The sequence below is a fragment of the Paraburkholderia lycopersici genome (assembly GCF_900096975.1).
In the GTDB taxonomy this organism is placed as follows: Bacteria; Pseudomonadota; Gammaproteobacteria; order Burkholderiales; family Burkholderiaceae; genus Paraburkholderia; species Paraburkholderia lycopersici.
Window position 1 is genome coordinate 1 of sequence record NZ_FMYQ01000003.1, and the last position, 22753, is coordinate 22753.

Consider the following 22753-nt stretch of genomic DNA (forward strand, 5'->3'; position numbering starts at 1 on the left):
CAGACGCCGATTTCGACGCCTTTTTCCGCGGCCTGCTGCTTCAGGCGGATCGCCGCGGAAAGTCCGGCGGGGCCGCCGCCGACGATCACCACGTCATATTCCATCGACTCGCGTGGGCCGTATTGCGCAATCAGATCACTCGACAACATATCCTCTTCCTTGCTTACCAACTGAGCACCGTGCGCGCCCGGTCAAAACTGCACTTCGCTCAGCGCGAGCACGCTTGCGTCGCCCTTCGCGGCCACGATCGACGTCTCGAGGCCGCCGGCCTGCGCGAGGATGTGCTCGGCGTAGAACTGCGCGATGGCGATTTTCGCGCCGTGGAACTCGGGATCGTTGGCGAGTTCGCGTTGCGAGACGAGCATGGCGCGCGCCATCTGCCAGCCGCACAGCACGATGCCCGCAAGCTTCAGATACGGCACGCTGCCCGCGAACACCGCATTCGGGTCGCGCTTGACGTTCGCCAGCACGTAATCGACGACATTCGCGAACGAGCGAGCGCCCTTCTCCAGTTGCACACGCATCGATTCGGCCGCCGCGCCGCCCGCCGCGCCCAGCGCCTCTGCCGTTTGGGCGATTTCCGCGAGCAGCGCCTTCGCGACCGCGCCGCCGTCACGCACCGTCTTGCGCCCGACCAGGTCGTTTGCCTGGATCGCCGTGGTGCCTTCGTAGATAGCGAGAATGCGCGCGTCGCGGTAATACTGCGCGGCGCCCGTCTCCTCGATGAAACCCATGCCGCCATGCACCTGCACGCCAAGGCTCGCCACCTCGTTGACCATCTCGGTGCTCCAGCCCTTCACGATCGGCACGAGAAACTCATAGATCGCGAGATGCCGCGCCCGCACGTCGGCGTCGGCGTGGTAGTGCGCGGTATCGCTGTGGGCCGCCGCGACGTAGGCGAGCGCGCGGGCCCCCTCGGTCATGGCGCGCATCGAGCCGAGCATGCGGCGCACGTCCGGGTGATGGATGATGGTGGCCGACTGCTTGAGCGAGCCGTCGACGGGGCGGCTCTGCACACGCTCCTTCGCGTAGGCGACCGCCTTCTGATAGGCGCGCTCGGCCACGCCGACGCCCTGCATGCCCACGCCGAAACGCGCCGCGTTCATCATGATGAACATGTATTCGAGGCCGCGATTTTCTTCGCCCACGAGATAGCCGATCGCGCCGCCGTTGTCGCCGTACTGGAGCACGGCCGTCGGGCTCGCCTTGATGCCGAGCTTGTGCTCGATCGACACGCAATGCACGTCGTTGCGCGCGCCGAGCGAGCCGTCGTCGTTCACGAGGAACTTCGGCACGACGAAGAGCGAGATGCCCTTCACGCCTTCGGGCGCGTTCGGCGTGCGCGCCAGCACGAGGTGGACGATGTTTTCGGCCATGTCGTGCTCGCCCCACGTGATGAAGATCTTCGTGCCGAAGACCTTGTACGTGCCATCGCCCTGCGGCTCGGCGCGCGAGCGCACGAGCGCGAGGTCGGAGCCGGCTTGCGGCTCGGTGAGGTTCATCGTGCCGGTCCACTCGCCCGAGATGAGCTTGGGCACGTAGCGCGACTTCAGCGCGTCGCTGCCCGCCGTGAGCAGCGCTTCGATGGCGCCGTCGGTGAGCAGCGGGCACAGCGCGAACGAAAGGTTCGCCGCGTTGAGCATTTCGATGCAAGGCGTGGCGATCAGCTTGGGCAGCGCCTGGCCGCCGAACTCGGACGGATGCTGCAGGCCCTGCCAGCCGCCTTCCACGTACTGGCGAAACGCCTCCGGGAAGCCCGGCGTAGCGGTGACTTCACCGTCGCGCCAGCTGCTCGGCGCGCGATCGCCTTCGACGTTCAGCGGCGCGATGACTTCGCCGGAGAGCTTCGCGCACTCGTCGAGCACCGCCTGCGCGGTATCGAAGCCGGCGTCCTCGAAACCCGGCAGGGTTGCGACGGCGTCGATGCCAGCCAGCTCTTTCAGCACGAACAGCATGTCCTTGACGGGGGCGTTGTAGCTCATGATCGGTGTTCCAGTCAGACGAGGGAAAGAATGCGCCGCCGGGCCAGAGGGGCAAATATGGCCACGTTGCGGCAATACAGCGTGCATCGTAGCGCGAAATGGCGGCTCGCTGACTGGCCAAAATGGCCCACATGGTGACAATTCTGGCCACATCGTCGGCTGGCGCGGCCTCCCGTCGAGGATGGTCCCGCGCCGTTCGCCCGCGCCGGGGTCCCCGTGCGGCGCTCAGCCGCGGCGCCGGTAGGTGCCCGGCGTGCTGCCGGTCCAGTGGCGAAACGCGCGATGAAAGGCGCTGGGATCGTCGAAACCCAGGTCGCCGCCGATCGCCGCGATCGTGTCGTGGGTGTCGGTGAGGCGCTGGATCGCGACGTCGCGGCGCAGTTCGTCCTTGAGAACCTGAAACGTGGTTTCCTCCGCGGCGAGGCGCCGGCAGAGCGTGCGCACCGAGCAGTGCAGGCTTTTCGCCGTCTGCTCGATGGTCGGCAGATCGGGCAACTGCGCGGCCAGGTACTGGCGCACGTTGTGGCTCACGAGCTGCTCGCTGAAGGATTCGAAGATCCAGTCGCCGGGCGAGCGAGCAAGAAACGCGCGCAGGTTGCGCTTGCTTTGCCTGATCGGCATGTCGAGATAGGCGGCGCTGAAACGCATCAGCGTCGCCTCGCAGCCGAAACGCACCGGCCCCGAAAAGAAATAGCGGTGGTCGAGCGCATGCGGCGGCTGCGCGCAGGCGAAATCGACTTGCAGCAACGGAATGCGCTGCCCGATCAGCCAGGAGGACACGCCGTGCGCAAGCTTGAGCGTGAGCTCCTGGCCGAGCGGCCCGATTGCTCCGCATGCCGGATTGGCACGCAATGCCACTTGGGCCACGAGCCCCTGGCGGCGCGACTCGAGCCGGAAATCGTCGAGCACGATGTGAAAGAACTGGTCGAAGCGATGCAGGGCCGTCTCGAGGTTGCGGGCATCGAGCAGACTCAGGCAGAGAAACTTGAGCGTGCCGCTGCGCAACGGCCGCGTGAAGACGCCGGGCATTTCGTCGTCGAGCTCGATGGCGAGCGTTCGGTAAAGCGTGGAGAACTGTTCTTCCGTGACGCGTCCGCCCGGCTTGGCGAGCAGCTCCAGCGCGATGCCCGCTTCGTTGAGATAGCGGCGGATCACGGCGGGCTGCGCGTCGGCGCTGGCGAGAAAGCCGTTGACGAGCGAAATGGGGACGGTGGCGCTAGGCGATGGCATGCGTTGACGACGGGTGGCGGCTCGATACGGCCGGTCGTTGATGCCGGCTTGCGCGCCATTCTAAAACGACACCGCGCATCCTGCCCTCAAAGTCTCGCCATCGCGTGAGCCGCGCCATGGCGCCAGCCCGCTTTCGCTGCTCGAAACGAGCGCGGGGCAGGCTGCGTTCGCGTGGCGCAGGGCCTGCTCGACGTAGTGGAACTCGACACCGGGAAACCAGCGCGCTGGCGGTATCGCGGCATCGTCGAGCACGTTGCCGCGCGGCTCGCCAAGCCGCTTCATGAACCGTTGACGCGGGCCGATTCGATCTCCGGCGGTGTCGGTGCCCAGGCCGGGCTGGATGCGGGGACGGGTTCGTTCATCTCGATGTGCTGGCGAGTGCGGTTTCGTCTGAGCTAACGATGCCGGAGCGTGCGCGCGCCAAACAATCGACGGAAACCGGTGGGAATGTTTCCCGGTGCCATCGCCTCCGGAAAGCCCCGCAGTTGCGGCGAATTCCATCACATCGCGATCATTTTCAAATTTTCGATAAAGGAGGCGGCATTGAAAGTCGTTTTGGGCGAAGGACGTTTAATTCGCGATTCAGTTGGACAGGTGCAAATACTCGCGCTCCGACTCAACTCGTTACGGCATTGCCGCCATGAATAATGGCGCGATGCAACATTCCGGCATGGCGATATTCATGATGCACGGCGCGATTCGCTACGCGCTTCGGCGCTTCGCAGCGCGGCTCCCATCGCCGCAGCGCGATTGCACACGCATTGAGGATCATCGGTTTTCCATTGCGCGATGCATTACGCCAATTCCCATGAGTTGTTTTTGCATCGGCAATTCACACGACGTCAGTCATAAAAATGCAATGCATCAATGGCTTTAGCCGGTTTCGACGCCGCCGGCCAGCTATTTCATATCGGACCAAAGTCTTATTGTCAGATTGCGCGCCCCCTATCAGATTGTGCGCGTAGCGGCATGGGTTTGCGCTCTCGCGTCACGAGATCCGCGCCGCCGACGCAGGTGCACGCAAGCCGACGGGTTGGCGCGGCGCAAGATCTGCGACCCAGCCGGCTCGTATTGGAGACCCCCATGTCCGATTCGACGTCCACGCCGCGCCCCGCTGCCTCGCCCGACAGCGCCGCCACGCCGGCTACGGCCAGCAAGCTGCGTCTAGGCGCCCTCACGGCCCTCGTCGTGGGGTCGATGGTGGGCGGCGGCATCTTTTCGCTGCCGCAGAACATGGCGGTCAGCGCCGATGCAGGCGCCGTGCTGATCGGCTGGGCGATTACCGCGGTCGGCATGCTCATGCTCGCATTCGTGTTCCAGACGCTCGCCATGCGCAAGCCCGAGCTCGACGGCGGCGTCTACGCTTTCGCCAAAGCCGGCTTCGGCGACTATATGGGTTTCGGCTCGGCATGGGGCTACTGGATCAGCGCGTGGCTCGGCAACGTCGGCTACTTCGTTCTCCTTTTCAGTACGCTCGGCTACTTCTTCCCGATCTTCGGCGAAGGCAACACGCCCGTCGCCATCATCTGCGCCTCGGTGCTGCTCTGGGCGCTGCACTTCCTCGTGCTGCGCGGCATCAGGGAAGCCGCGTTCGTCAACCTGATCACGACGATCGCGAAGATGGTGCCGCTGTGCGTTTTCATCGTCATCTGCGCATTCGCGTTTCGCGCCGGCATCTTCATGACCGACTTCTGGGGGCAATTGAATCCGAAGCTCGGCAGCGTGACGAACCAGGTCCGCAACATGATGCTCGTGACCGTGTGGGTATTCATCGGCATAGAAGGCGCGAGCATCTTCTCGGCGCGCGCGGAAAAGCGCAGCGACGTGGGCAAGGCGACGGTCATCGGCTTCGTGGGCGTCCTGCTGCTGCTCGTGCTCGTGAACGTCCTGTCGCTCGGCGTGCTCACGCAGCCCAGACTCGCGACCCTGCAGAATCCTTCGATGGCCGGCGTGCTCGAAAACGTGGTCGGCCACTGGGGTGCGATTCTGATCAGCGTGGGGCTCGTCGTGTCGCTCGCGGGCGCGCTGCTTTCGTGGGTCCTGCTGTGCGCCGAAATCATCTTTTCGGCGGCGCGCGATCACACCATGCCAAACTTCCTGCGCAAGGAAAACGCGAGGCACGTGCCGGCCAACGCGCTGTGGCTCACGAACGGCATGGTCCAGATATTCCTCGTCATCACGCTGTTCTCGAAGGGCACCTATCTCTCGCTCATCTATCTCGCGACATCGATGATCCTGCTGCCCTACTTCTGGTCGGCCGCCTACGCGCTGCTGCTCGCGGCGCGCGGCGAGACCTACGAGGGCAATCCCGGCGAGCGCAACAAGGACCTCGTCATCGCGGCCATCGCCGTGGTCTACGCGGTCTGGCTCATCTACGCCGGCGGGCTCAAATACGTGCTGCTCTCCGCGCTGCTCTACGCGCCGGGCGTCGTGCTGTTCGCGCGCGCAAAGCGCGAGAGCGGCCAGCCCGTCTTCACCCCCATCGAGAAGCTCGTTTTCGCCGCGGTGCTGCTTGGCGCGCTACTGGCGGCTTTCGGCCTGTACAAGGGCTTTCTCACCCTCTGATTCGAGGAGTCTCATGATGAGTACGGACACTGTCGCCTTCGGCGTCAATTCCGAGGCGGGCAAGCTGCGCAAGGTCATGGTGTGCTCGCCCGGTCTCGCGCACCAACGGCTCACGCCCAGCAATTGCGACGAGCTGCTATTCGACGACGTCATCTGGGTCAGCCAGGCGAAGCGCGACCACTTCGACTTCGTGACGAAGATGCGCGAGCGCGGCGTGGAAGTCCTCGAGATGCACAATCTGCTGACCGAAGCGATCCAGAACCCGGAAGCGCTCAAGTACATCCTCGATCGCAAGGTGCGCCCCGAAACCGTGGGCGTCTCCCTCGCCGGCGAGGTGCATAGCTGGCTCGAAGGGCTCGAGCCGCGCCGCACCGCGGAATTCCTGATCGGCGGCGTGGTGGCCGAAGATATTCCGGATACCGAACAAAGCAAGATCCTCAAGGAGTTCCGCCGCTATCTCGGCTATTCGAGCTTCGTGCTCGCGCCGCTGCCCAACACGATCTTCACGCGCGACACGACCTGCTGGATCTACAACGGCGTCTCGCTCAATCCGATGTACTGGCCGGCGCGCCGCCAGGAAACGCTGCTCACCACGGCCATCTATCGCTATCATCCGCAATTCGCTGGCAAGGGCTTTCACGTCTGGTACGGCGATCCCGACGAGGACCATGGTTCGGCCACGCTCGAAGGCGGCGACGTGATGCCGATCGGCAACGGCGTGGCGCTCATCGGCATGGGCGAGCGCACGAGCCGCCAGGCCATCGGGCGTCTCGCGCAAAACATCTTCGCCAAGGGCGGCGCCCAGCGCATCGTCGTCGCGGGGCTGCCCAAGTCGCGCGCGGCCATGCACCTCGACACGGTGTTCAGCTTCTGCGACCGCGACCTCGTGACGATCTTCCCCGAAGTGGTCAACGAGATCGTGCCGTTCTCGATTCGCCCCGACGACAAGAGCCCCTCGAAGCTCGACCTGCGCCGCGAGGAAAAGCCCTTCGTGGACGTGGTGGCCGAGGCGATGGGCATCAAGAGCCTGCGCATCGTCGAGACCGGCGGCAATGCATTCGCGGCCGAGCGCGAGCAGTGGGACGACGGCAACAACGTGGTGTGCCTCGAACCCGGCGTCGTGATCGGCTACGACCGCAACACCTATACGAATACGCTGCTGCGCAAGGCCGGCGTGGAAGTCATCACGATCACGGCGAGCGAACTGGGCCGCGGACGCGGCGGCGGCCACTGCATGACGTGCCCGATCGTGCGCGACGCCGTGTAGTCCTGAGCGTTGCCCCGACCGGTGCGTTATCGCCCGTCACCCGCATTCCAACTGCCTTCGCAACGGAGAACCGACATGGCTTTCAATCTGCGCAACCGCAGCCTGCTCAGCCTCGTGCATCACAGTACCCGGGAACTGCGCTATCTGCTCGACCTCTCGCGCGACCTCAAGCGCGCCAAGTACACGGGCACCGAACAGCAGCACCTCAAGGGCGTGAACATCGCGCTGATCTTCGAGAAGACTTCCACGCGCACGCGCTGCGCGTTCGAGGTCGCGGCCTATGACCAGGGCGCGAACGTCACCTATATCGATCCGAACTCCTCGCAGATTGGCCACAAGGAGAGCATGAAAGACACGGCGCGCGTGCTCGGCCGCATGTATGACGCGATCGAATATCGCGGATTCAGGCAGGACATCGTCGAGGAGCTCGCGAAGTTCGCGGGCGTGCCCGTGTTCAACGGCTTGACCGACGAATACCACCCGACACAGATGCTCGCCGACGTGCTCACCATGCGCGAACATTCGGACAAGCCGCTCACGCAGATCAGCTACGCATATCTCGGCGACGCCCGCAACAACATGGGCAACTCGCTGCTGCTCGTCGGCGCGAAGCTCGGCATGGACGTGCGCATCGCGGCGCCGAAATTGCTGTGGCCGCACGACGACCTCGTGGCGCAATGCAAGCAGTTCGCCGAGGAAAGCGGCGCGCGCATCCTGCTGACCGACGACACCAGGAAAGCAGTCAAGGACGTGGATTTCGTCCACACGGACGTCTGGGTTTCGATGGGCGAGCCGATGGAAGCGTGGGGCGAGCGCATCAAGGCGCTGCTGCCCTATCAGGTGAACATGGCGCTCATGAAGGCGAGCGGCAGTGCGCAAACGCGCTTCATGCACTGCCTGCCCGCCTTCCACAACAGCGAGACCGTGATCGGCAAACAGATCGCCGACAAATATCCGGAGCTGAAGGGCGGCATCGAGGTCACCGAAGAAGTGTTCGAGTCGCCGCTGAACCTCGCGTTCGAGCAGGCGGAAAACCGCATGCATACGATCAAGGCCATTCTCGTTTCGACGCTCGCCGACATTTGAGCCACGCGGCGAGATGGGGGCGCCAGCGCGGCGCTGCCGGGCTTCGAATCCGGTCGCGCCGCCTCGCCCCGCTCCAACGACACGCACAAACCATGGGAGTGCATCATGCGAATCGTGATTGCGCTTGGCGGCAACGCGCTGCTGCGTCGCGGCGAGCCGATGACAGCCGAAAACCAGCGCGAGAACGTGCGTCTCGCGGCCACCCAGATCTCGCAGATCGCGCCGGGCAACGAACTGGTGATCGCGCATGGCAACGGCCCGCAGGTCGGGTTGCTCGCGCTGCAAGGCGAAGCGTACACGGCGGTGCCCGGCTACCCGCTCGACGTGCTCGGCGCGCAGACCGAAGGCATGATCGGCTACATGATCGAACAGGAGCTCGGCAACCTGCTGCCCTACGAGGTGCCCTTCGCGACGATTCTCACGCAGGTCGAAGTGGACGCGAACGATCCGGCATTCCAGCATCCGAGCAAGCCGATCGGCCCGGTGTACACGAAGGAGCAGGCGGAGATGCTGGCCGCCGGGCGCGGCTGGAGCATTGCCCCGGACGGCGACAAGTTCCGCCGCGTGGTGGCGAGCCCGAGGCCGAAGCACATCTTCGAGATCCGTCCCGTGAAATGGCTGCTGGAGCATGGCACGATCGTGATCTGCGCGGGCGGCGGCGGCATTCCGACACGCTATGGCGCGGACCACAAGCTGAGCGGCGTGGAGGCGGTGATCGACAAGGATCTCTGCTCGGCCCTGCTCGCGCAGGAACTGGAGGCCGATCTCCTCATCATCGCGACCGACGTGAACGCCGCCTTTATCGATTGGAACAAGCCCACGCAAAAGGCGATCGCGAGCGCCCATCCCGACGAACTGGAAAAGCTCGGCTTTGCGGCCGGATCGATGGGGCCGAAGGTGATGGCCGCCGCCGAATTCGCGCGCAACACAGGCAAGGACGCCGTGATTGGCGCGTTGGCCGATATCGTGGCGATCACTCAGGGCAAGGCGGGCACGCGCGTGAGCACTGCCACGCCGGGGCTGATTGACTACCGAGCCTGATCGCTCCCGTTCGAAAACACAGGACGCGCGCCGCGGCACGCGAAACGGTATGCGTCCTGCCGCCGCTCACTCCTCGCGCGCCGGCGGCATGACCTGCGCGCTGACGGTGTGTTCCCGCCAGAACAGGTTATGGATGCGGCCTTGCAGCTTGCGCAATCCCTCCTCGCTCGCCGTGTGGAAGGTGAGCAGCGCGGCCGGCCGGCCCGCCCCCTCGATACGCTGGATGGCGTCGAACGGCGGAAAGCCGTATCGCTCCAGAAACGCGTTGATTTCGGCGTCCGTAACATGTTCGTCGATATTTCCCAGCAGCAGATCGGCCATGGTCTACCCCTCGTGAGCGTTCAATCGTGATGATAGTGTGGATTGGTCCGGCATGACGGGACGCCGAGCCGGACGGTGAGCCGGGCCCCGACGATCAGAATTTTTCCGTCACGTAGCGGTAGGGGTAGTCCGGGTCCTGATAGCCTTGTGCCTTCTGGCGGGTGGGCAACGCGATCTTCTCGCGCGGCAGCGGTGCGTATGCGATGGTGTTCAGCAAATGGCTGATGACGTTCAGCCGCGCCCGTTTCTTGTCATCGGACCGGACGACGAACCATGGCGATTCCGGCGTGTCGGTCATGTCGAACATCTCGTCTCGCGCGCGCGAATAGTCGTACCAGCGCCGATACGATTCGAGGTCCATGGACGAAAGCTTCCATACCTTGCGCGGATCGTTGATACGCCCCTCGAGACGCCGGGTCTGTTCTTTCTGGCTCACCTCGAGCCAGAACTTGATGAGGATCGTGCCCGAGTCGATGATGGCGCGCTCGATGAGCGGCACGCCGCGCAGAAACTCCGTGGCTTGCTCCTGCGTGCAAAAGCCCATGACGCGCTCGACCCCCGCGCGGTTGTACCAGCTACGGTCGAACACGACGATTTCCCCGGCAGCGGGCAGCAGCGGGAGATATCGCTGAAAGTACATCTGGGACTTCTCGCGCTCCGTGGGCGCGGGCAGCGCGAACACGCGAAACACGCGGGGGCTCACGCGTTCGGTGAGCGCCTTGATCGTGCCGCCCTTGCCTGCGCCGTCGCGTCCCTCGAACAGGATGCACACCCTGAGGCGCTTTTTGACGACCCACTCCTGCAAGTGAACGAGTTCGCCATGCAAGCGCGCGAGTTCCTTCTGGTAGGCTTTTTCGCCGAGTTTCTGGCCCGGCTCTGCCGTGCGATCCGCCGTCTGTTCCTCTCTCTTCGCCATTGATGCGCTCCCCGCCGATGGAGCCTCCCACGAGGCATCTCCTCACTATGGTGCGCGGACGGGACGCGCGCAATAGGACTTTGGACTGAGGAACCCAACACCCGGACTTCGAACCGGCGAATTCCCGCGCGCAACCGCTAGTCGTGCGCGTAGTTGAATTCGGGCATGGCCTTCAGTTGCGCCTTGTCAGCCTGCAGCACGATCTGCCGGCTCGTAATGCGCAGGTCGTTGAACGGCACAGCCACGAAATGCTTGCCCATGCCAAGGAATCCGCCCACCGAGAGGATGGCGAAAGCGCCCTCGTCGGGCGACTCGAGCACGATGTCGTCGATCGCGCCGATCTTGCTGCCGCTGTTGTCGTACACATCGGAGCCTACGAGCTTCGAAGCGCGAAAGCCGGTCCCGGACTGCACCGTCGCCATGCGCTGCACGGCGATAGATTGCGGTGCGCCCTGCGCATGAGCGGACGTGGCGACGCCCGCCGCGCAACCGAGCGTCACGGCGAGCGCGCAGGCACGACGCAAGGCGATGTCACGAAGGTTCCGCGGGCGATTCGATCGTGTCGTCATGGTGTCCCCTCCCTCATGCGAATTCGCGGTGAATACCGCGCGAATGCAAGCGCTGTGCCCGGTGCGGCAATCGTTCGGGCGCAGTCATGGGCGCCCGAACGCGTTCATACCTGGGCGAGCCAGTGATCGATCAGCGGCCCTTGCCCGCCATAGAGGGGATCGCACGCGGGAAACGGCAGTGCCTGCATGGCGCGCAATTCGGCCGGCGCGAGCGCATCGCGCCGGATGTCCCATTGCTGCCCGCGCGGATAGCCGCCCGCCACGCGAAAGCCCTCCGCCAGCGAAAACAGACAATGCCCGGTGCCGGCGGGTAGCAGCAACGCGTCGCCGGCATGCACACTCAGTACGCGCCCACCCGGTCCGCCGAGAATCAACTCCGCCGTGCCCGCGAACACGCCCAGCACTTCGTGCGCCGTGGAATGGAAGTGGTGATAGTCGAATACGCCGTCGAGCCACTGCACAGGCCAGCCGTTCGCCTCGAAGCGTTCCTTGAATGCGTGCGCGAGATCCTCGGAGCCCGGCGCCAAAGCTTGCCGATATACGATGACCGGCAGGCGTGCGTTGTTCGGCACCCAGCCGTGCGGGGCCAGATGAAACGCCTCGACGCCGCTTTCGCGCTGGGCGATGCGGCGCTGGCCGGCATTGCGCGGAAAATGGAAGGCGCGATTGTCGTGCATTGTCATTGCCCCTTTGCATTGCCGCCGTTCGCCGGATTTTCGGCGCGATGCGGTTTGTGCCTGGAAGCCTGCGTCGTGCGCGTGGCATGCGCGCTTTTGCTCGCGGGCACGCCCTGCTCGACACCCTGGGTCGGTGCCGGGTACACGCCGTTGGCCTTGGCGCCGCTCGACTCCGTGGCGGGCGCGGTCGTGGGACGATCCGCGCCAGTGTTGTCCTGCGCCTGCACCTGCGCCACACCGGCGAATGCCAGCGCAGTGGCCACGAAAGCCTTCGTCAATGAGATGTGAGGATTCATCGGTTGTCGTCCCGCGAGGTACACGCACTTCGCGCAGCAACCTGCGTACCGGGCTGTCGAGCGTGGCCGTCTGGTGCGCGGCCACGCAGGGAAAATCCGTTTGCGCCCCAAAGCCTCGCTCACGGAGGAGACGGATGCCGGGCGCTGTCCGGCATGCGTTTTGCGCGCGTTATTTCCGTACGGATTCGCGCGGCACGCTTCGCGCATCCTGGAGATATCCATGCTTTCGTATCGCCTGTTTGCCATACGCGGTTTTCTCGGACCCGAGGCGCATCTGCCAACGCAGGAACCCGACGATCCCCATCGCCCGCCGCCGCCCGTGCCGGACACCGAGCCGCCGCCGGTGCCCGAGGGCGACCCGCCGCCCGAAGCGCCCCCGGAGCGTCTGGGCTAGCGCGGCGCGTCGAGCCCCACGTCGAGCCCCATTGCCTGCCGCAATCTGCCCGCGTCGGCCTGCCCGGCAAGATGCGCAAAGCGGGGGAGGCCGACAGTGCCGCGCGGCCCTGCCCGGCTCGCCATCGAGCCGGTGCGCGACCCGTTACAATCGCCACGCGCTCGAGGCCGGCCGCACGAGGCCCGGCGCCGCCCTTCCCCACCCTCGCGCATCGCACCATGGCCCGCATCCACCTCCAGTTCCCCGAAGACCAGTTCTACTACTCGACCCATCTCACGGTGCGCGTCACCGACATCAACGCGGCCAATCACCTCGCCAACGACTCGATGATTTCGATGATTTCCGAGGCGCGTGCGCGTTTTCTGTTCGACGCCGGCATCGAGGACATGAAGGACGCGCACACGAGCATCATCGTGACCGACCTCGCCACCACCTATCGCGCCGAAGCCTACGCGCGCGACGCGCTGTGCTTCGAAGTCGGCATCATGGATTTCAACAGGTACGGCGGCGACATCATCTTCCGCATTACGCGGCCCGCCGACGGCGCGCTCATCGCCATGGCGAAATCCGGCTTCGTGTTTTTCGACTACGAAGCAAAAAAGGTCGTGCCGATGCCGCAGGCGTTCCGCGACAAGTTTCCCCGGGTCAATACGGTCGGCCAGGCGAACGGCTGAGGCGCGCCAGCCGCTTCAGCGCGGCTGGAACATGATGAGCGCCATGCCGGCCAGCGTGAAGGCGATGCCCGCCCAGTCCCACGGGCTCGGCCGGATCGCCTCGACAGCCCACAGCCACAGGATGGCAACGCAGACATAAACGCCGCCATAGGCCGCGTAAGTGCGCCCGGCGGCGGTGGGGTGAAGCGTGAGCAGCCACGCAAAAAGCGCAAGCGAAGCCGCGGCGGGTACGAGGAGCCACGCGCTCGCGCCTTCGCGCAGCCAGCGGTAAGGCAGGTAGCAGCCGACGATCTCGGCGAACGCGGTCACGACGAAAAGCAGGAACGTCTTCATGGGCGGCGAAGCCAGGCGGCAGGGGCGCCCATGGTAACGCAGACGGCGCGGCAGACGGCGCGATCCCCGCCGACGCCGCGTCCGTCGATTCAAACCGCCTGAGCCAGCCTGGCTCAGGGCCGCTCGCCGCGCGCGAGCCGCGTCTCGATCTCGCTCACCACGGGCAGCAGGTCCGCGACGCTGTCGATCACGTAGTGCGCGCCCGCCGCGCGCAGACGCTCCACCGCCGCGGCGCGGCGGCGTGCGAACTCGTCGGGCGCGAGCGCGTGGACTTCGTCCTCGGTCAGGCCGAACGCGTTGCCGCTCACCGCCACGCCCACCGTCCACGTCCCGCCGTTGATGCCCTCCTCGATGCCGACTTCGGTGTCGTCGACCTTGATGGCGTCGCGCGCGAGCCACACGCCGAGCTGCGGCAGCGTGCGATAGATCATGTAAGGCGAAGGCCGGCCTTCGGGCGTGTCGCCGGTGCAGACGATGCTGTCCGCCTCGAAGCCCTGGGCCGCCGCGCCCGGCACGATCTGATCGATGATCTCCCGCGTGTAGCCCGTGGTCGAGCCGATGCGCACGCCGTCGGCGCGCAGCGCGGCCGTCACGGCCGCCACGCCCGGAATCACGTGGCTGTACTGCGCGGCCACGGCGACGTTCTTCGGCACGAAGACGTCATATACGGCGTCGATGTCGGCCTCGCCCGGCGCGTGGCCATAGCGCGCCTCCCACGCCGCCGCGACGCGCGGCAGCGCGAGCAGCGCCGCGATATGCGGGCGCTTGGCCATGCCCATCGGCCCGCGCGCCTCGTCGATCGTAACCGGCACGCCGAATTCCTCGAAGGTCTCGACGAAGGCGCCCATCGGCGCGCGCGAGCCGTAGTCGACCACGGTGCCGGCCCAGTCGAAAATCACTGCCTTGACGTGTTTCATTGCATGCATCCCGCTAAAAGAATCGATGGAGTGAGGTCGTGACGTTGTGCGCGAATCAGGCCGCGAGCGCCTCGCGCGCGCCGAGATCGGCCGTTGCGGGCGCGGCGCTCGCCACGCCGAGCGTGCGCAGCGCCGCACCGCAAGCCGCGACGACGCGGCGCATGACGGCTTCGTCGAGCGCGCCGATGCAGCCAATGCGGAAGCTTTCCACGCTCGTCAGCTTGCCCGGATAGATGACGAAACCCTGCGCCTTCATCCGCTCGTAGAAGTACGCGAAGTCGAACGCCGGATCGGCCGGCGAGAAGAACGTGACGATGATGGGCGAGCGCCAGCCCTGCGTGAGCAGCGGCTCGAAGCCGAGGCCGCGCATGCCCTCGACGAGCACGTCGCGATTGCGCGCATAGCGCGCGAGCCGCCCGGGCTGGCCGCCTTCGAGCGCATGCAGGCGCAGCGCCTCGATGAACGCCGCCACCGCGTGCGTGGGCGGCGTGAAGCGCCACTGTCCGGTGCGGTTCATGACGTCCCACTGGTCGTGCAGGTCGAGCGCGAGCGAGTGGCTCACGCCCTTTGCATCGCGCAGCACGTCCTTCTTCGCAATCACGAAGCCGAAGCCCGGCACGCCCTCGATGCACTTGTTCGCCGACGAGACGAACGCATCGCACGGCAGCGTGCGCACGTCGAGCGGCACCGCGCCGAACGCGCTCATCGAGTCGATCAACAGGCGACGGCCCTGGCGCGCGGTCACGGCCGCGATTTCCTCGATCGGATTCAGGATGCCCGAGCTCGTTTCGCAATGGACCGCGACCACATGCGTGATGCGCGGATTGGCGACGAGCAGGCGCTCGACGTCGGCGGCGCGCGGCGGCAGATAGTCGCCGGTGTCGTGCACCGTATGCTCGCGGCCCAGGTAGCGCAGCGTCGTGGCGATGCGTTTGCCGTACGCGCCGTTGGCGAGCACGAGCGCATGGCCGTCGCGCGGCACGAAGCTGCCCAGCATGGCTTCCACGCAGTAACTGCCGCTGCCCTGCAGCGGCACGCAGTCGTATTCGCCGCGCTCGTTTCCGGCGATTTCGAGCAGCGCCGCGCGCAGTTGCGCCGTCATGGCGCGGAAATCGGCGTCCCACGAACCCCAGTCGCGCTGCATCGCGGCCTTGGTCGAGGCCGCCGTGGTAAGCGGTCCGGGGGTCAGAAGGTACGGATCGGCGGGGGTAATCATGCGGGCTCCGGTGGGCGTCAGGACATTGGATGCCGACACGTTAGCGCAGCCCTTCCCATCGGTAAAATCGATATAATCGATGTTGGTATCAGTGAAACTTATTTTGATTTTTGGAGCGCACCGGCATGCAATACGCGCAGTTGCGGGCCTTTCATGCGGTCGCCGAACACGGCGGATTCTCGCGCGCCGCGCAGGCGCTCTCGCTCACGCAGCCGGCGGTGTCCGACCACGTGCGACGGCTCGAGCAGGATTTCGGGGTCAAGCTTTTCGAACGCGCGCCGCGCGGCGTGGAACTCACCGAGCTGGGGCGGCGGCTCTTTGCCGTCACGCGCCAGATGGTGGGTTGCGAGCGCGACGCACGGCGCTTGCTGGAGGCGGCGGGCGCGCTCGAATCGGGCGAACTCGCACTCGCCGCCGACGCGCCCGACCTCGCCATCAAGCTGATCGGCGCGTTCAGGCGGCGCTATCCGGGCGTGGTGGTCAAGCTAGCGATCGCGAACGCGACCGAATGCATGCGCCGCGTGCTGGCCAGCGAGGCAGACGCGGCGATTACCGCCGCGCGTCAGGTGCACAGCCGGCTGCAGGCGCGCGTGCTGCGCGAGGAACCGCTGGTCGCGGTCGTCCCCGCCGACAGTCCTGCCGCGAAAAAGCGGCGCATGACCTACGAGGAACTGGTGCGCGAACCGATGGTGTTTCGCGAAACGCACTCGGTCACGCAACAACTGCTCGAAGCCGAGCTCGTGCGCAAAGGGCTGCAGGTGCAGCCCGTACTCTACGTCGACGGCCGCGAGGCGCTGCAGACGGCCATTGCGCAGGGCGTGGGCGTAGGCGTGATCGCGCACGCGGAATTCGGCGAGTCGCGGCGCATCCGCATGCTGCCGCTCGTGGACTGCCAGGTGCGCATGATCGAATCGCTCACACGGCTCGCCGACACGTCATCGTCGAATCTGCTCGATGCGCTCTTTGCGACGCTCCTCGAGTGAGCGCCGCGCTGCGAACCTCACGACACAACGATCTCCGTGCCGACGGCATGAAGCAGATCGCGCAGGGCCTCGGCCTGGTCCATGCGCGCGCCATGGCGTAGATGGATGCGCAACGCTCGCCCCGCAATGCCATCGACCGGGCGCGCAAGCCACAGCTCGATGGCGAGCCCGAGCCCGTCGGGGGCATCGGGCACGACCGGTTCGACGACGCGCGGCTTGAAGGAAACGGAGTCGGACATGGCGGGAACTCGTCGGTGGCGGGATCGGCTTCATCCTAACGAGGCGGCCCGGCCGCGCCAAACGAGAAATCCGCGTATGCAAATGAGTGCCGCCCGCCGATGAATCGCGCTGAGGATGGCATGCGCGGTTGGCACACGGGCTCTCCCGGCACCGCACGAATTTGCGTGCCCGCTTTTCACGCCGGCATACGGCGCCGCGGCAAACTGGGCACATCGTTCCGCCTCGGTTCTGCCTGAGCCGCATGGGATGCCCTCCTCATGGAACGCCCTTTTACCGACCGCCGCGAGGTGGGCCGGCTGCTCGCCGCCCGGCTCACGGCCTATGCCGGCAGACGCGCCGTCATCGTGCTCGCGCCTGCGCGCGGCGGCGAGCCGGTGAGCTTCGAAGTTGCACCGATGCGGATTCCACTCGACGTATTGCCCGTGTGCGAGCTCGGTCTGCGCTGGCAGGCTGAACTCGCCATGGGCGCGCTGTCGTCGAACGGCGCGCAATACGTGGACAGCACGCCCGCGACGCCCGGTCCCCGCGCGCACCGTCGCGGCGCTCCCGGTGGCGCCCGCAGGCTCGCAGGAGCGGCTGGGCGGCGCCGTGGACGAGTTGGTCTGCGTGCGCACGCCGGAGGCGTTCCATGGCGTCCGCCCGTTCTATCTCGACTTCGACCAGGTCAGCGACGAGACGGTGCGCGACCTGGTCGCCAGGCCGCACCTGACGACACGAACGGCAGCACATCCGCGCGAGCCGCGGCCCAGCCGTCCATGCCGTGCGCGCTCGCGCTTACCGCACCGGATTCGAAGCCCGCTCGCCCACCACGGTTTGCCACGGCCGCACGCGCCAGCGCTTCACGAGCCCCGAACGCACATACGGATCGGCGCGCGCGAACGCTTCGGCGGCGGCCGGGGTGTCGCTCTGGAACAACAGCAGCGCGTTGTCGACGGGATCGGCGATCGCGCCCGCGAGCAGCAGTTCGCCACGCTCCGCCGCGGCCCATGCGAGCGCCAGATGCGCGCTGCGGTGCTCGGGCCGGCGTTCGAGGTAGTCTTCGGCGAGTTCGTACATCAACAGGTAATGCATGGCGTTCTCCATACTGTTGCGGCCGCTCCGGACTCCTGGCGGCCGATAGCGAACATTGTGCAGCAGCGCGCGCGTCAACCGAACGCACAGCCGCGTCGTTTTAATGGCGGCTTTGCCATAATGATGGCCGCGCAAAGGCGCACCAGCCATTCACGGTCCGGCCGGCGACAACGTCCAAATCCATGGGAGTGAACGATGAAAATGCAATCCGTCATTGCTGCAGTCGTACTGGGCGGCGCGCTGGCCGCGCCGGTTTTCGCGCAGACCGCCGCGCCGGCTGCGCCGAACAGCCAGCAAAACAAGATGAAGACGTGCAACGCCCAGGCCGGCGACAAAAAAGGCGATGAGCGCAAGGCATTCATGAAGCAGTGTCTCTCGGCCGCTGGCGCCCCCGCGCCGGCGATGACCCAGCAGGAACGGATGAAGGCGTGCAACACCCAGGCCAGCGACAAGAAAGGCGACGACCGCAAGGCCTTCATGAAGCAGTGCCTCTCGACGAAGAGCTAACGGCACGCCCAGGCATCAGTAGCATCGGCGCGCCGCGGCATCTGCCGCGGCGCGTTTTTTTTGCGCCGCAACGGCGGCTCATTTGCCGCCCGGATCGCAGCTCCGGTGTACGAATCATTGCAGAACCGCGTAGTCTCCGGCACTCGTCCGCACCGTTTTTCTCCTATGATGGCTGCAGCGGCGGCCCCCTTCCTACGAAATCACCTACAAGCCATCGGGCCGCTGCCTTGACGTTGATGCCAATGGCATCGAACGGAGGCGCAGATGGCATGGAGACACAAGAATCGCTGGTTTCGCCGCTGGCTGATGGTGATCGTCTTCTGGCTCGTGCCGGTGATGATCGTCGTGGTGCGCGAGATCCAGGACGAAATGGCGTATAACCGCGCGGACCTGCAGCGCGCGCTGACCACGTGGGTCTTCACCGACGCCGGGAGCGCTGCGGGGGCCGCGCTGCGCTGCCACGGCACGCCCGAAGCGGCACGCGCAGCCGGTTGCCCCGCTGACGTGCTCGCGTCGAACGCGCAACGGCAGCAGGAGGCACGCACCGAATACGCGGTGCGGCGCGCGACGCTCGCAAGCTATTTGTGGCACGCCTTCGTCGGCTACTGGATCGTGCCGGCGGCGGGACTGCTGGGGATCGGCATGCTGATCGGCGGCCTGCGGCGCGTATTGCGCCGGCCCACGGCCAAGCCGGTGCCCGAACGCTAGCCGTTTTGCCGCACGTCCTCGCGCGCAGCGACTGCGCTGCGCAACCTCAAGGTGCGGGTTCAAACCTCCGTGTTATAACCGACGCACGCCGCCGAATTGCGGCGTCCGGCAACCAAGACGGAGAACAAAATGACTGCATCTCGTTTCATTTTGAAGGCTTCTGCCACGATCGCGTTCGGCATCGCGGCGCTCTCAGGCTGTACGACCACCGGTAGCCAACCGCCCAACGCCGCCTCGAACGCCTCGCGCGCGCAGTCGATCGACGCCGATGTCGACGCCACGCTGTCGCGCCTCTACCAAACCGTGCCGGGTTCGCGCGAACTGGTCGGCAAGGCGCGCGGCATCCTGGTGTTCCCGCGCGTTATCCAGGCAGGCATCGGCGTGGGCGGCGAGCACGGCGACGGCGCACTGCGCGTGGGCGGCGCGACGGTTGGCTTCTTCAGCACGACTTCCGCCTCGGTGGGCGCGACGCTCGGCGTGCAGTCGAAATCCGTCATCTATCTCTTCATGACGGAAGACGCCCTGACCAAATTCCGCAACTCGAACGGCTGGTCCGCGGGCGGCGACGCCTCGGTCGCGCTCGTGAAAGTCGGCGCGAACGGCACGATCGACACCACCACGGCCACCAAGCCCGTGGAAGTCTTCGTGCTCACCAACAGCGGCCTGATCGGCGACCTCTCGCTCAGCGGCACGAAGATCACGAAGCTCGAACTCTGACGACGTGTGCCTCGCGTCCGCGCGCGTTCAGTTCGCAGACGTGTCGATCACCTTGAAGCGCGAGCGCTTGCTCGCGCGAATCACCGCCTGATAGGCCTGCACGTACTCCTGCGCCATGCGGTGCGACGTGAAGCGCTCTTCGAAGCGGCGCCGCACCCCCGCGCGCGAAATGCGCGAAATGCGGTTCACGGCTGCCACCGCGCCGATCTCGTCTTCGACGATATAACCCGACACGCCTTCGTCCACCACCTCCGGCACCGCGCCGCGATTGAAAGCGATGACGGGCGTGCCGCACGCCATCGCCTCGATCATGACGAGGCCGAACGGCTCCGGCCAGTCGATCGGGAACAGCAGCGCGTGCGCGCCGGAAAGAAACTCCGCCTTCTGGCTATCGTTGATCTCGCCCACGTATTCGACATACGGCAACTCGAGCAGCGGCTTGATGTCACGCTCGAAATATTCGCGATCAGCCTCGTCGACTTTGGCGGCAATGCGGATGGGCAATCCACAGCGCCCGGCGATACGGATCGCCGTATCGACGCGCTTCTCCGGCGAGATGCGGCCGAGGAACGCAAGATAGCGCTGCTCGACCGGTTGCGGCGTGTAGAGGTTCTCCGGCAGACCGTGATAGACCGTGCGCAGCCATCGCGCCTGCGGCATAGGCTGACGCTGCACATTCGAGATCGAGATGACGGGCGCGGTGTTGAACGTATCGAACACCGGCTGCTGCTCGGGCAAATCGAGACGGCCGTGCAACGTCGTCACGAACGGCGTTTCCTGGCGCTTGAACACCGAGAACGAGTAGTAATCCATATGGAAATGCAGCACGTCGAACTGGTCCGCCTGGCGGCGCACCATTTCCATGAGAAGCATGTGAGGCGCAATGCGGTCGCGAATGCCGGGGTCGAGCCGCAGTGCACGCGGCCACACGGGCTCGAGCCTCGCGCTCGTGAGCGAATCGCCGCTGGCGAACAGCGTGACGTCGTGCCCGAGGTCGACCAGCGCCTCCGTGATATATGACACGGCGCGCTCGGTGCCGCCATAGAGTTTGGGCGGGACCGATTCGGTCAGCGGGGCGATCTGCGCAATTCTCATCAAAGGTCTCCAGAAAACGGGCCGCGCGGTCCGTTCTTTCGGTGCTGCTCATTCTAAGCGAGGCGGGCCTTGCGTCCGCGCGGATCCTCGCCTTGTCGGGGTTCATATGGGGCCGGACCGGGGCGCATCGGCGACGCCCCGATCGCCTCATTATTCGGCAAGCCGCACGCTCGCGCCGCCAGTCTTTCAATTGCTATACGGAGTTACATGCCGAAACAAACACGCGCCATGAAAGCCGGTGCTGCGCGAGGCGACAGCCCTCCACGGGGCCGGAGCAACGGCTACCCGGCGCGCCGACCGGCAAGACGGGTTTGCGCCGCGAGCGGTAATTCGCCTTGGCAAGCGTTGTCGGCATGAAGGTGCGCGGCGGGTGCGCGGGCAGGCCGGCGCAGCATTGGCGCAGCATCATACGCACTCGTCAATCGCGTGGCCCGGGCGCGACCGGCGCCTCGTCGGCGTCAGCGCGACTGGGGCACGGCCGCGAGATCGCGCAGGAAGTTGTCGCGCCACACGCCGAGATCGTTGCGTCTGAGCGCTGCCATGTTGGTCTGGTAGCGCGCCTTGCGCTCCTCGAGCGGCATCGAGAGCGCACGCTCCAGCGCCTCCGACATGCCCGTCGCGTCATGCGGATTCACGAGCAGCGCGCCCGTGAGCTCGGCGGCCGCGCCCGCGAAGATCGAGAGCACGAGCACGCCCGGATCGTTCGGGTTTTGCGCGGCCACGTACTCCTTGGCGACGAGGTTCATGCCGTCGTGCAGCGGCGTCACATAGCCGACCTGCGACTCGCGAAACAGCGACATCAGCTTCCAGCGGTCGTACTGCTGGCTCAGATAGCGGATCGGCGTGTAGTCGAGCCCCGAGTAGCGGCCGTTGATGCGGCCCGCCTCGCGCTCGAGCTCCTCGCGGATTACCTTGTAGCTCGCGACGTCCGAACGCGTGGGCGGCGCGATCTGCACGAGCGTGACCTTGCCGCGCCACTCGGGCGACGTCTCCAGCAACTGTTCGAACGCATGAAAACGCTCGACGAGCCCCTTCGAGTAGTCGAGCCGGTCCACGCTCATGATGAGCTTGCGCCCCTCGAGGCTCTGCTTGAGATCGAGCACGTGCTGGCGGCTTTCGTAGCGCGCGGCCTGCTCGGCGATCTCGTCCGGAAACACGCCGATGCGATAGACGCCCGTGCGCAGCGTGCGCCCGTACGCCGCGACCTCGCCATGCTTGTCGTGCTCTTCGTTGACGGCCGGCTCGCCGACCTTGCCGTGCGCCTCGCGCACGACGTAGTCGTGGAACGCCTGCTGATCGTTGCGCGTCTGGAAGCCCAGCAGGTCGTAGCAGCACAGCGACCTGACGAGTTCGTCGTGCGGCGGAATCGTCTGCAGCACCTGCGGCGACGGAAACGGAATGTGCAAAAAGAAACCGATGCGGTTGCGCACGCCTTCGGAGCGCAGCGCCTCCGCGAACGGAATCAGGTGATAGTCGTGGACCCAGATGTTGTCGTCCGGGTGAATCAGCTTCATGAGCTTGTGCGCGAGCCACGCGTTGACGCGGCGGTAGCCCGCATACTCGTCGCGCTCGTAGCGCGCGAGGTCGTTGCGGTAGTGGAAGACGGGCCAGAGGGTGGCGTTCGAGAAACCGCGGTAGTACTGATCGTAGTCCTTGCGCGTGAGCCCGACCGTCGCGAAGGTGACGGGACCGTCTTCGACGAGCGTGGGCCCCGCGTTCGCCACCGTCTCGCTCACCACGTCGCCGCTCCAGCCGAACCACACGCCGCCCGCGTCCTTGAGCGCGCCGAACACGCCGACCGCCAGACCGCCCGCCGAGCCCTTCGTTTCCGTCGGCGTCGCCACGCGGTTCGAGACGACTATCAGTCTGCCCATCTTGCTGTTCCTCCGGCTGTCTTGCGCCCGCTGCATCGATTACCCCGGCAGCCTGCTGCAATTGTCGTTCGCCG

The 22753-nt window shown here is 66.0% G+C and carries 27 protein-coding genes; 11 read left to right on the top strand and 16 right to left on the bottom strand.

What is annotated here, in order from left to right:
* The 3 genes from BLU17_RS32200 to BLU17_RS04480 form a co-directional block, all read right to left on the bottom strand.
* The coding region (locus BLU17_RS32200) for an FAD-dependent oxidoreductase (RefSeq protein WP_143189181.1) at positions 1 to 149 on the bottom strand (149 nt) is incomplete at its 3' end.
* 42 nt (positions 150 to 191) lie between these two features.
* Complete coding sequence (locus tag BLU17_RS04475; protein ID WP_091995131.1) at positions 192 to 1982, bottom strand: acyl-CoA dehydrogenase; 1791 nt, start codon at positions 1980 to 1982, stop codon at positions 192 to 194.
* Between the two features lie 225 nt (positions 1983 to 2207).
* Entirely contained in the window at positions 2208 to 3212 is a 1005-nt protein-coding gene (locus tag BLU17_RS04480) for an AraC family transcriptional regulator (RefSeq protein ID WP_091995138.1), read from the bottom strand.
* Between the two features lie 171 nt (positions 3213 to 3383).
* On the opposite strand from BLU17_RS04480, the gene BLU17_RS04485 reads away from it, so the two are divergent.
* Positions 3384 to 3611 (top strand): hypothetical protein, encoded by a 228-nt coding sequence (locus BLU17_RS04485; protein ID WP_091995142.1) that lies wholly within the window; start codon positions 3384 to 3386, stop codon positions 3609 to 3611.
* A gap of 217 nt (positions 3612 to 3828) precedes the next feature.
* Here the strand turns inward: BLU17_RS04485 and BLU17_RS33015 are convergent, their stop codons facing one another.
* Entirely contained in the window at positions 3829 to 3984 is a 156-nt protein-coding gene (locus tag BLU17_RS33015) for a hypothetical protein (RefSeq protein WP_176928918.1), read from the bottom strand.
* A gap of 311 nt (positions 3985 to 4295) precedes the next feature.
* Between BLU17_RS33015 and arcD the strand changes: the two genes are divergently transcribed.
* From arcD to arcC, 4 genes are all read left to right on the top strand, one after another.
* On the top strand, positions 4296 to 5777 hold the full coding sequence (arcD, locus tag BLU17_RS04490; protein WP_091995145.1) for an arginine-ornithine antiporter: 1482 nt from the start codon (positions 4296 to 4298) through the stop codon (positions 5775 to 5777).
* A gap of 13 nt (positions 5778 to 5790) precedes the next feature.
* Positions 5791 to 7044 (top strand): arginine deiminase, encoded by a 1254-nt coding sequence (gene arcA, locus BLU17_RS04495; RefSeq protein WP_425434062.1) that lies wholly within the window; start codon positions 5791 to 5793, stop codon positions 7042 to 7044.
* Positions 7045 to 7119: 75 nt separating this feature from the next.
* On the top strand, positions 7120 to 8130 hold the full coding sequence (locus BLU17_RS04500) for an ornithine carbamoyltransferase (protein ID WP_091995148.1): 1011 nt from the start codon (positions 7120 to 7122) through the stop codon (positions 8128 to 8130).
* A 105-nt stretch (positions 8131 to 8235) separates the two neighbouring features.
* Positions 8236 to 9171 (top strand): carbamate kinase, encoded by a 936-nt coding sequence (gene arcC, locus BLU17_RS04505; RefSeq protein WP_091995151.1) that lies wholly within the window; start codon positions 8236 to 8238, stop codon positions 9169 to 9171.
* 66 nt (positions 9172 to 9237) lie between these two features.
* Here the strand turns inward: arcC and BLU17_RS04510 are convergent, their stop codons facing one another.
* The 5 genes from BLU17_RS04510 to BLU17_RS04530 all read right to left on the bottom strand — a co-directional run bounded on the left by BLU17_RS04510 (position 9238) and on the right by BLU17_RS04530 (position 11917).
* On the bottom strand, positions 9238 to 9492 hold the full coding sequence (locus BLU17_RS04510; RefSeq protein WP_091995154.1) for a hypothetical protein: 255 nt from the start codon (positions 9490 to 9492) through the stop codon (positions 9238 to 9240).
* A gap of 94 nt (positions 9493 to 9586) precedes the next feature.
* Positions 9587 to 10408: a polyphosphate kinase 2 gene (gene ppk2, locus BLU17_RS04515; RefSeq protein WP_091995157.1), complete on the bottom strand. Its 822-nt coding sequence runs from the start codon at positions 10406 to 10408 to the stop codon at positions 9587 to 9589.
* Positions 10409 to 10545: 137 nt separating this feature from the next.
* A complete protein-coding gene (locus tag BLU17_RS04520; protein WP_091995159.1) occupies positions 10546 to 10977 on the bottom strand; it encodes a PRC-barrel domain-containing protein in 432 nt (143 codons plus the stop codon).
* Positions 10978 to 11081: 104 nt separating this feature from the next.
* A complete protein-coding gene (locus BLU17_RS04525) occupies positions 11082 to 11660 on the bottom strand; it encodes a cupin (RefSeq protein ID WP_245746725.1) in 579 nt (192 codons plus the stop codon).
* Positions 11657 to 11917, bottom strand: coding sequence for a hypothetical protein (locus tag BLU17_RS04530; RefSeq protein WP_143189182.1), 261 nt, complete (start codon positions 11915 to 11917; stop codon positions 11657 to 11659). Before BLU17_RS04530 ends, BLU17_RS04525 begins: the two co-directional genes overlap by 4 nt.
* A gap of 253 nt (positions 11918 to 12170) precedes the next feature.
* Here BLU17_RS04530 and BLU17_RS33020 point away from each other — a divergent pair, with 253 nt between their 5' ends.
* Both BLU17_RS33020 and BLU17_RS04535 read left to right on the top strand, forming a co-directional pair.
* Positions 12171 to 12344 (top strand): hypothetical protein, encoded by a 174-nt coding sequence (locus tag BLU17_RS33020; RefSeq protein ID WP_176928920.1) that lies wholly within the window; start codon positions 12171 to 12173, stop codon positions 12342 to 12344.
* A 218-nt stretch (positions 12345 to 12562) separates the two neighbouring features.
* Positions 12563 to 13018, top strand: a complete 456-nt coding sequence (locus BLU17_RS04535; protein ID WP_091995166.1) for a thioesterase family protein — start codon at positions 12563 to 12565, stop codon at positions 13016 to 13018.
* A 15-nt stretch (positions 13019 to 13033) separates the two neighbouring features.
* Here the strand turns inward: BLU17_RS04535 and BLU17_RS04540 are convergent, their stop codons facing one another.
* The 3 genes from BLU17_RS04540 to BLU17_RS04550 all read right to left on the bottom strand — a co-directional run bounded on the left by BLU17_RS04540 (position 13034) and on the right by BLU17_RS04550 (position 15484).
* Positions 13034 to 13351 (bottom strand): YnfA family protein, encoded by a 318-nt coding sequence (locus BLU17_RS04540; RefSeq protein ID WP_091995169.1) that lies wholly within the window; start codon positions 13349 to 13351, stop codon positions 13034 to 13036.
* A 113-nt stretch (positions 13352 to 13464) separates the two neighbouring features.
* Positions 13465 to 14268, bottom strand: coding sequence for a phosphonoacetaldehyde hydrolase (gene phnX, locus BLU17_RS04545; RefSeq protein ID WP_091995753.1), 804 nt, complete (start codon positions 14266 to 14268; stop codon positions 13465 to 13467).
* Positions 14269 to 14323: 55 nt separating this feature from the next.
* Positions 14324 to 15484 (bottom strand): 2-aminoethylphosphonate--pyruvate transaminase, encoded by a 1161-nt coding sequence (locus BLU17_RS04550; protein WP_091995172.1) that lies wholly within the window; start codon positions 15482 to 15484, stop codon positions 14324 to 14326.
* 125 nt (positions 15485 to 15609) lie between these two features.
* Between BLU17_RS04550 and BLU17_RS04555 the strand changes: the two genes are divergently transcribed.
* Positions 15610 to 16467 (top strand): LysR substrate-binding domain-containing protein, encoded by an 858-nt coding sequence (locus tag BLU17_RS04555; RefSeq protein WP_091995176.1) that lies wholly within the window; start codon positions 15610 to 15612, stop codon positions 16465 to 16467.
* Positions 16468 to 16484: 17 nt separating this feature from the next.
* On the opposite strand, the gene BLU17_RS04560 is transcribed toward BLU17_RS04555, so the two are convergent.
* Positions 16485 to 16706, bottom strand: coding sequence for a hypothetical protein (locus BLU17_RS04560; protein WP_091995179.1), 222 nt, complete (start codon positions 16704 to 16706; stop codon positions 16485 to 16487).
* Between the two features lie 775 nt (positions 16707 to 17481).
* On the bottom strand, positions 17482 to 17778 hold the full coding sequence (locus tag BLU17_RS04570; RefSeq protein WP_091995755.1) for a YciI-like protein: 297 nt from the start codon (positions 17776 to 17778) through the stop codon (positions 17482 to 17484).
* Between the two features lie 195 nt (positions 17779 to 17973).
* Here BLU17_RS04570 and BLU17_RS04575 point away from each other — a divergent pair, with 195 nt between their 5' ends.
* The 3 genes from BLU17_RS04575 to BLU17_RS04585 all read left to right on the top strand — a co-directional run bounded on the left by BLU17_RS04575 (position 17974) and on the right by BLU17_RS04585 (position 19710).
* On the top strand, positions 17974 to 18285 hold the full coding sequence (locus BLU17_RS04575) for a PsiF family protein (protein WP_091995181.1): 312 nt from the start codon (positions 17974 to 17976) through the stop codon (positions 18283 to 18285).
* A gap of 264 nt (positions 18286 to 18549) precedes the next feature.
* Positions 18550 to 18993, top strand: coding sequence for a hypothetical protein (locus BLU17_RS04580; RefSeq protein ID WP_091995184.1), 444 nt, complete (start codon positions 18550 to 18552; stop codon positions 18991 to 18993).
* 129 nt (positions 18994 to 19122) lie between these two features.
* Positions 19123 to 19710, top strand: a complete 588-nt coding sequence (locus BLU17_RS04585) for a BPSL1445 family SYLF domain-containing lipoprotein (protein WP_091995187.1) — start codon at positions 19123 to 19125, stop codon at positions 19708 to 19710.
* Positions 19711 to 19737: 27 nt separating this feature from the next.
* On the opposite strand, the gene BLU17_RS04590 is transcribed toward BLU17_RS04585, so the two are convergent.
* Together BLU17_RS04590 and otsA are read right to left on the bottom strand one after the other, a co-directional pair.
* Entirely contained in the window at positions 19738 to 20805 is a 1068-nt protein-coding gene (locus BLU17_RS04590) for a glycosyltransferase family 4 protein (protein ID WP_091995190.1), read from the bottom strand.
* 458 nt (positions 20806 to 21263) lie between these two features.
* Positions 21264 to 22679: an alpha,alpha-trehalose-phosphate synthase (UDP-forming) gene (otsA, locus tag BLU17_RS04595; protein WP_091995194.1), complete on the bottom strand. Its 1416-nt coding sequence runs from the start codon at positions 22677 to 22679 to the stop codon at positions 21264 to 21266.
* Positions 22680 to 22753: the final 74 nt, after the last annotated feature.

Bases quoted from the DNA above. Each gene is read 5' to 3' on its own strand.
- BLU17_RS04585 (WP_091995187.1), top strand. From the start codon at position 19,123: ATGACTGCATCTCGTTTCATTTTGAAGGCTTCTGCCACGATCGCGTTC.
- BLU17_RS04570 (WP_091995755.1), bottom strand. From the start codon at position 17,778: ATGCATTACCTGTTGATGTACGAACTCGCCGAAGACTACCTCGAACGC.
- BLU17_RS04590 (WP_091995190.1), bottom strand. From the start codon at position 20,805: ATGAGAATTGCGCAGATCGCCCCGCTGACCGAATCGGTCCCGCCCAAA.
- BLU17_RS04540 (WP_091995169.1), bottom strand. From the start codon at position 13,351: ATGAAGACGTTCCTGCTTTTCGTCGTGACCGCGTTCGCCGAGATCGTC.
- BLU17_RS04480 (WP_091995138.1), bottom strand. From the start codon at position 3,212: ATGCCATCGCCTAGCGCCACCGTCCCCATTTCGCTCGTCAACGGCTTT.
- BLU17_RS04475 (WP_091995131.1), bottom strand. From the start codon at position 1,982: ATGAGCTACAACGCCCCCGTCAAGGACATGCTGTTCGTGCTGAAAGAG.
- arcC (WP_091995151.1), top strand. From the start codon at position 8,236: ATGCGAATCGTGATTGCGCTTGGCGGCAACGCGCTGCTGCGTCGCGGC.
- BLU17_RS04580 (WP_091995184.1), top strand. From the start codon at position 18,550: ATGGCATGGAGACACAAGAATCGCTGGTTTCGCCGCTGGCTGATGGTG.
- arcD (WP_091995145.1), top strand. From the start codon at position 4,296: ATGTCCGATTCGACGTCCACGCCGCGCCCCGCTGCCTCGCCCGACAGC.
- BLU17_RS04520 (WP_091995159.1), bottom strand. From the start codon at position 10,977: ATGACGACACGATCGAATCGCCCGCGGAACCTTCGTGACATCGCCTTG.
- BLU17_RS04510 (WP_091995154.1), bottom strand. From the start codon at position 9,492: ATGGCCGATCTGCTGCTGGGAAATATCGACGAACATGTTACGGACGCC.
- BLU17_RS04555 (WP_091995176.1), top strand. From the start codon at position 15,610: ATGCAATACGCGCAGTTGCGGGCCTTTCATGCGGTCGCCGAACACGGC.
- arcA (WP_425434062.1), top strand. From the start codon at position 5,791: ATGATGAGTACGGACACTGTCGCCTTCGGCGTCAATTCCGAGGCGGGC.
- BLU17_RS33015 (WP_176928918.1), bottom strand. From the start codon at position 3,984: ATGATCCTCAATGCGTGTGCAATCGCGCTGCGGCGATGGGAGCCGCGC.
- BLU17_RS33020 (WP_176928920.1), top strand. From the start codon at position 12,171: ATGCTTTCGTATCGCCTGTTTGCCATACGCGGTTTTCTCGGACCCGAG.
- BLU17_RS04575 (WP_091995181.1), top strand. From the start codon at position 17,974: ATGAAAATGCAATCCGTCATTGCTGCAGTCGTACTGGGCGGCGCGCTG.
- ppk2 (WP_091995157.1), bottom strand. From the start codon at position 10,408: ATGGCGAAGAGAGAGGAACAGACGGCGGATCGCACGGCAGAGCCGGGC.
- BLU17_RS04535 (WP_091995166.1), top strand. From the start codon at position 12,563: ATGGCCCGCATCCACCTCCAGTTCCCCGAAGACCAGTTCTACTACTCG.
- BLU17_RS04560 (WP_091995179.1), bottom strand. From the start codon at position 16,706: ATGTCCGACTCCGTTTCCTTCAAGCCGCGCGTCGTCGAACCGGTCGTG.
- phnX (WP_091995753.1), bottom strand. From the start codon at position 14,268: ATGAAACACGTCAAGGCAGTGATTTTCGACTGGGCCGGCACCGTGGTC.
- BLU17_RS04500 (WP_091995148.1), top strand. From the start codon at position 7,120: ATGGCTTTCAATCTGCGCAACCGCAGCCTGCTCAGCCTCGTGCATCAC.
- otsA (WP_091995194.1), bottom strand. From the start codon at position 22,679: ATGGGCAGACTGATAGTCGTCTCGAACCGCGTGGCGACGCCGACGGAA.
- BLU17_RS04550 (WP_091995172.1), bottom strand. From the start codon at position 15,484: ATGATTACCCCCGCCGATCCGTACCTTCTGACCCCCGGACCGCTTACC.
- BLU17_RS04525 (WP_245746725.1), bottom strand. From the start codon at position 11,660: ATGACAATGCACGACAATCGCGCCTTCCATTTTCCGCGCAATGCCGGC.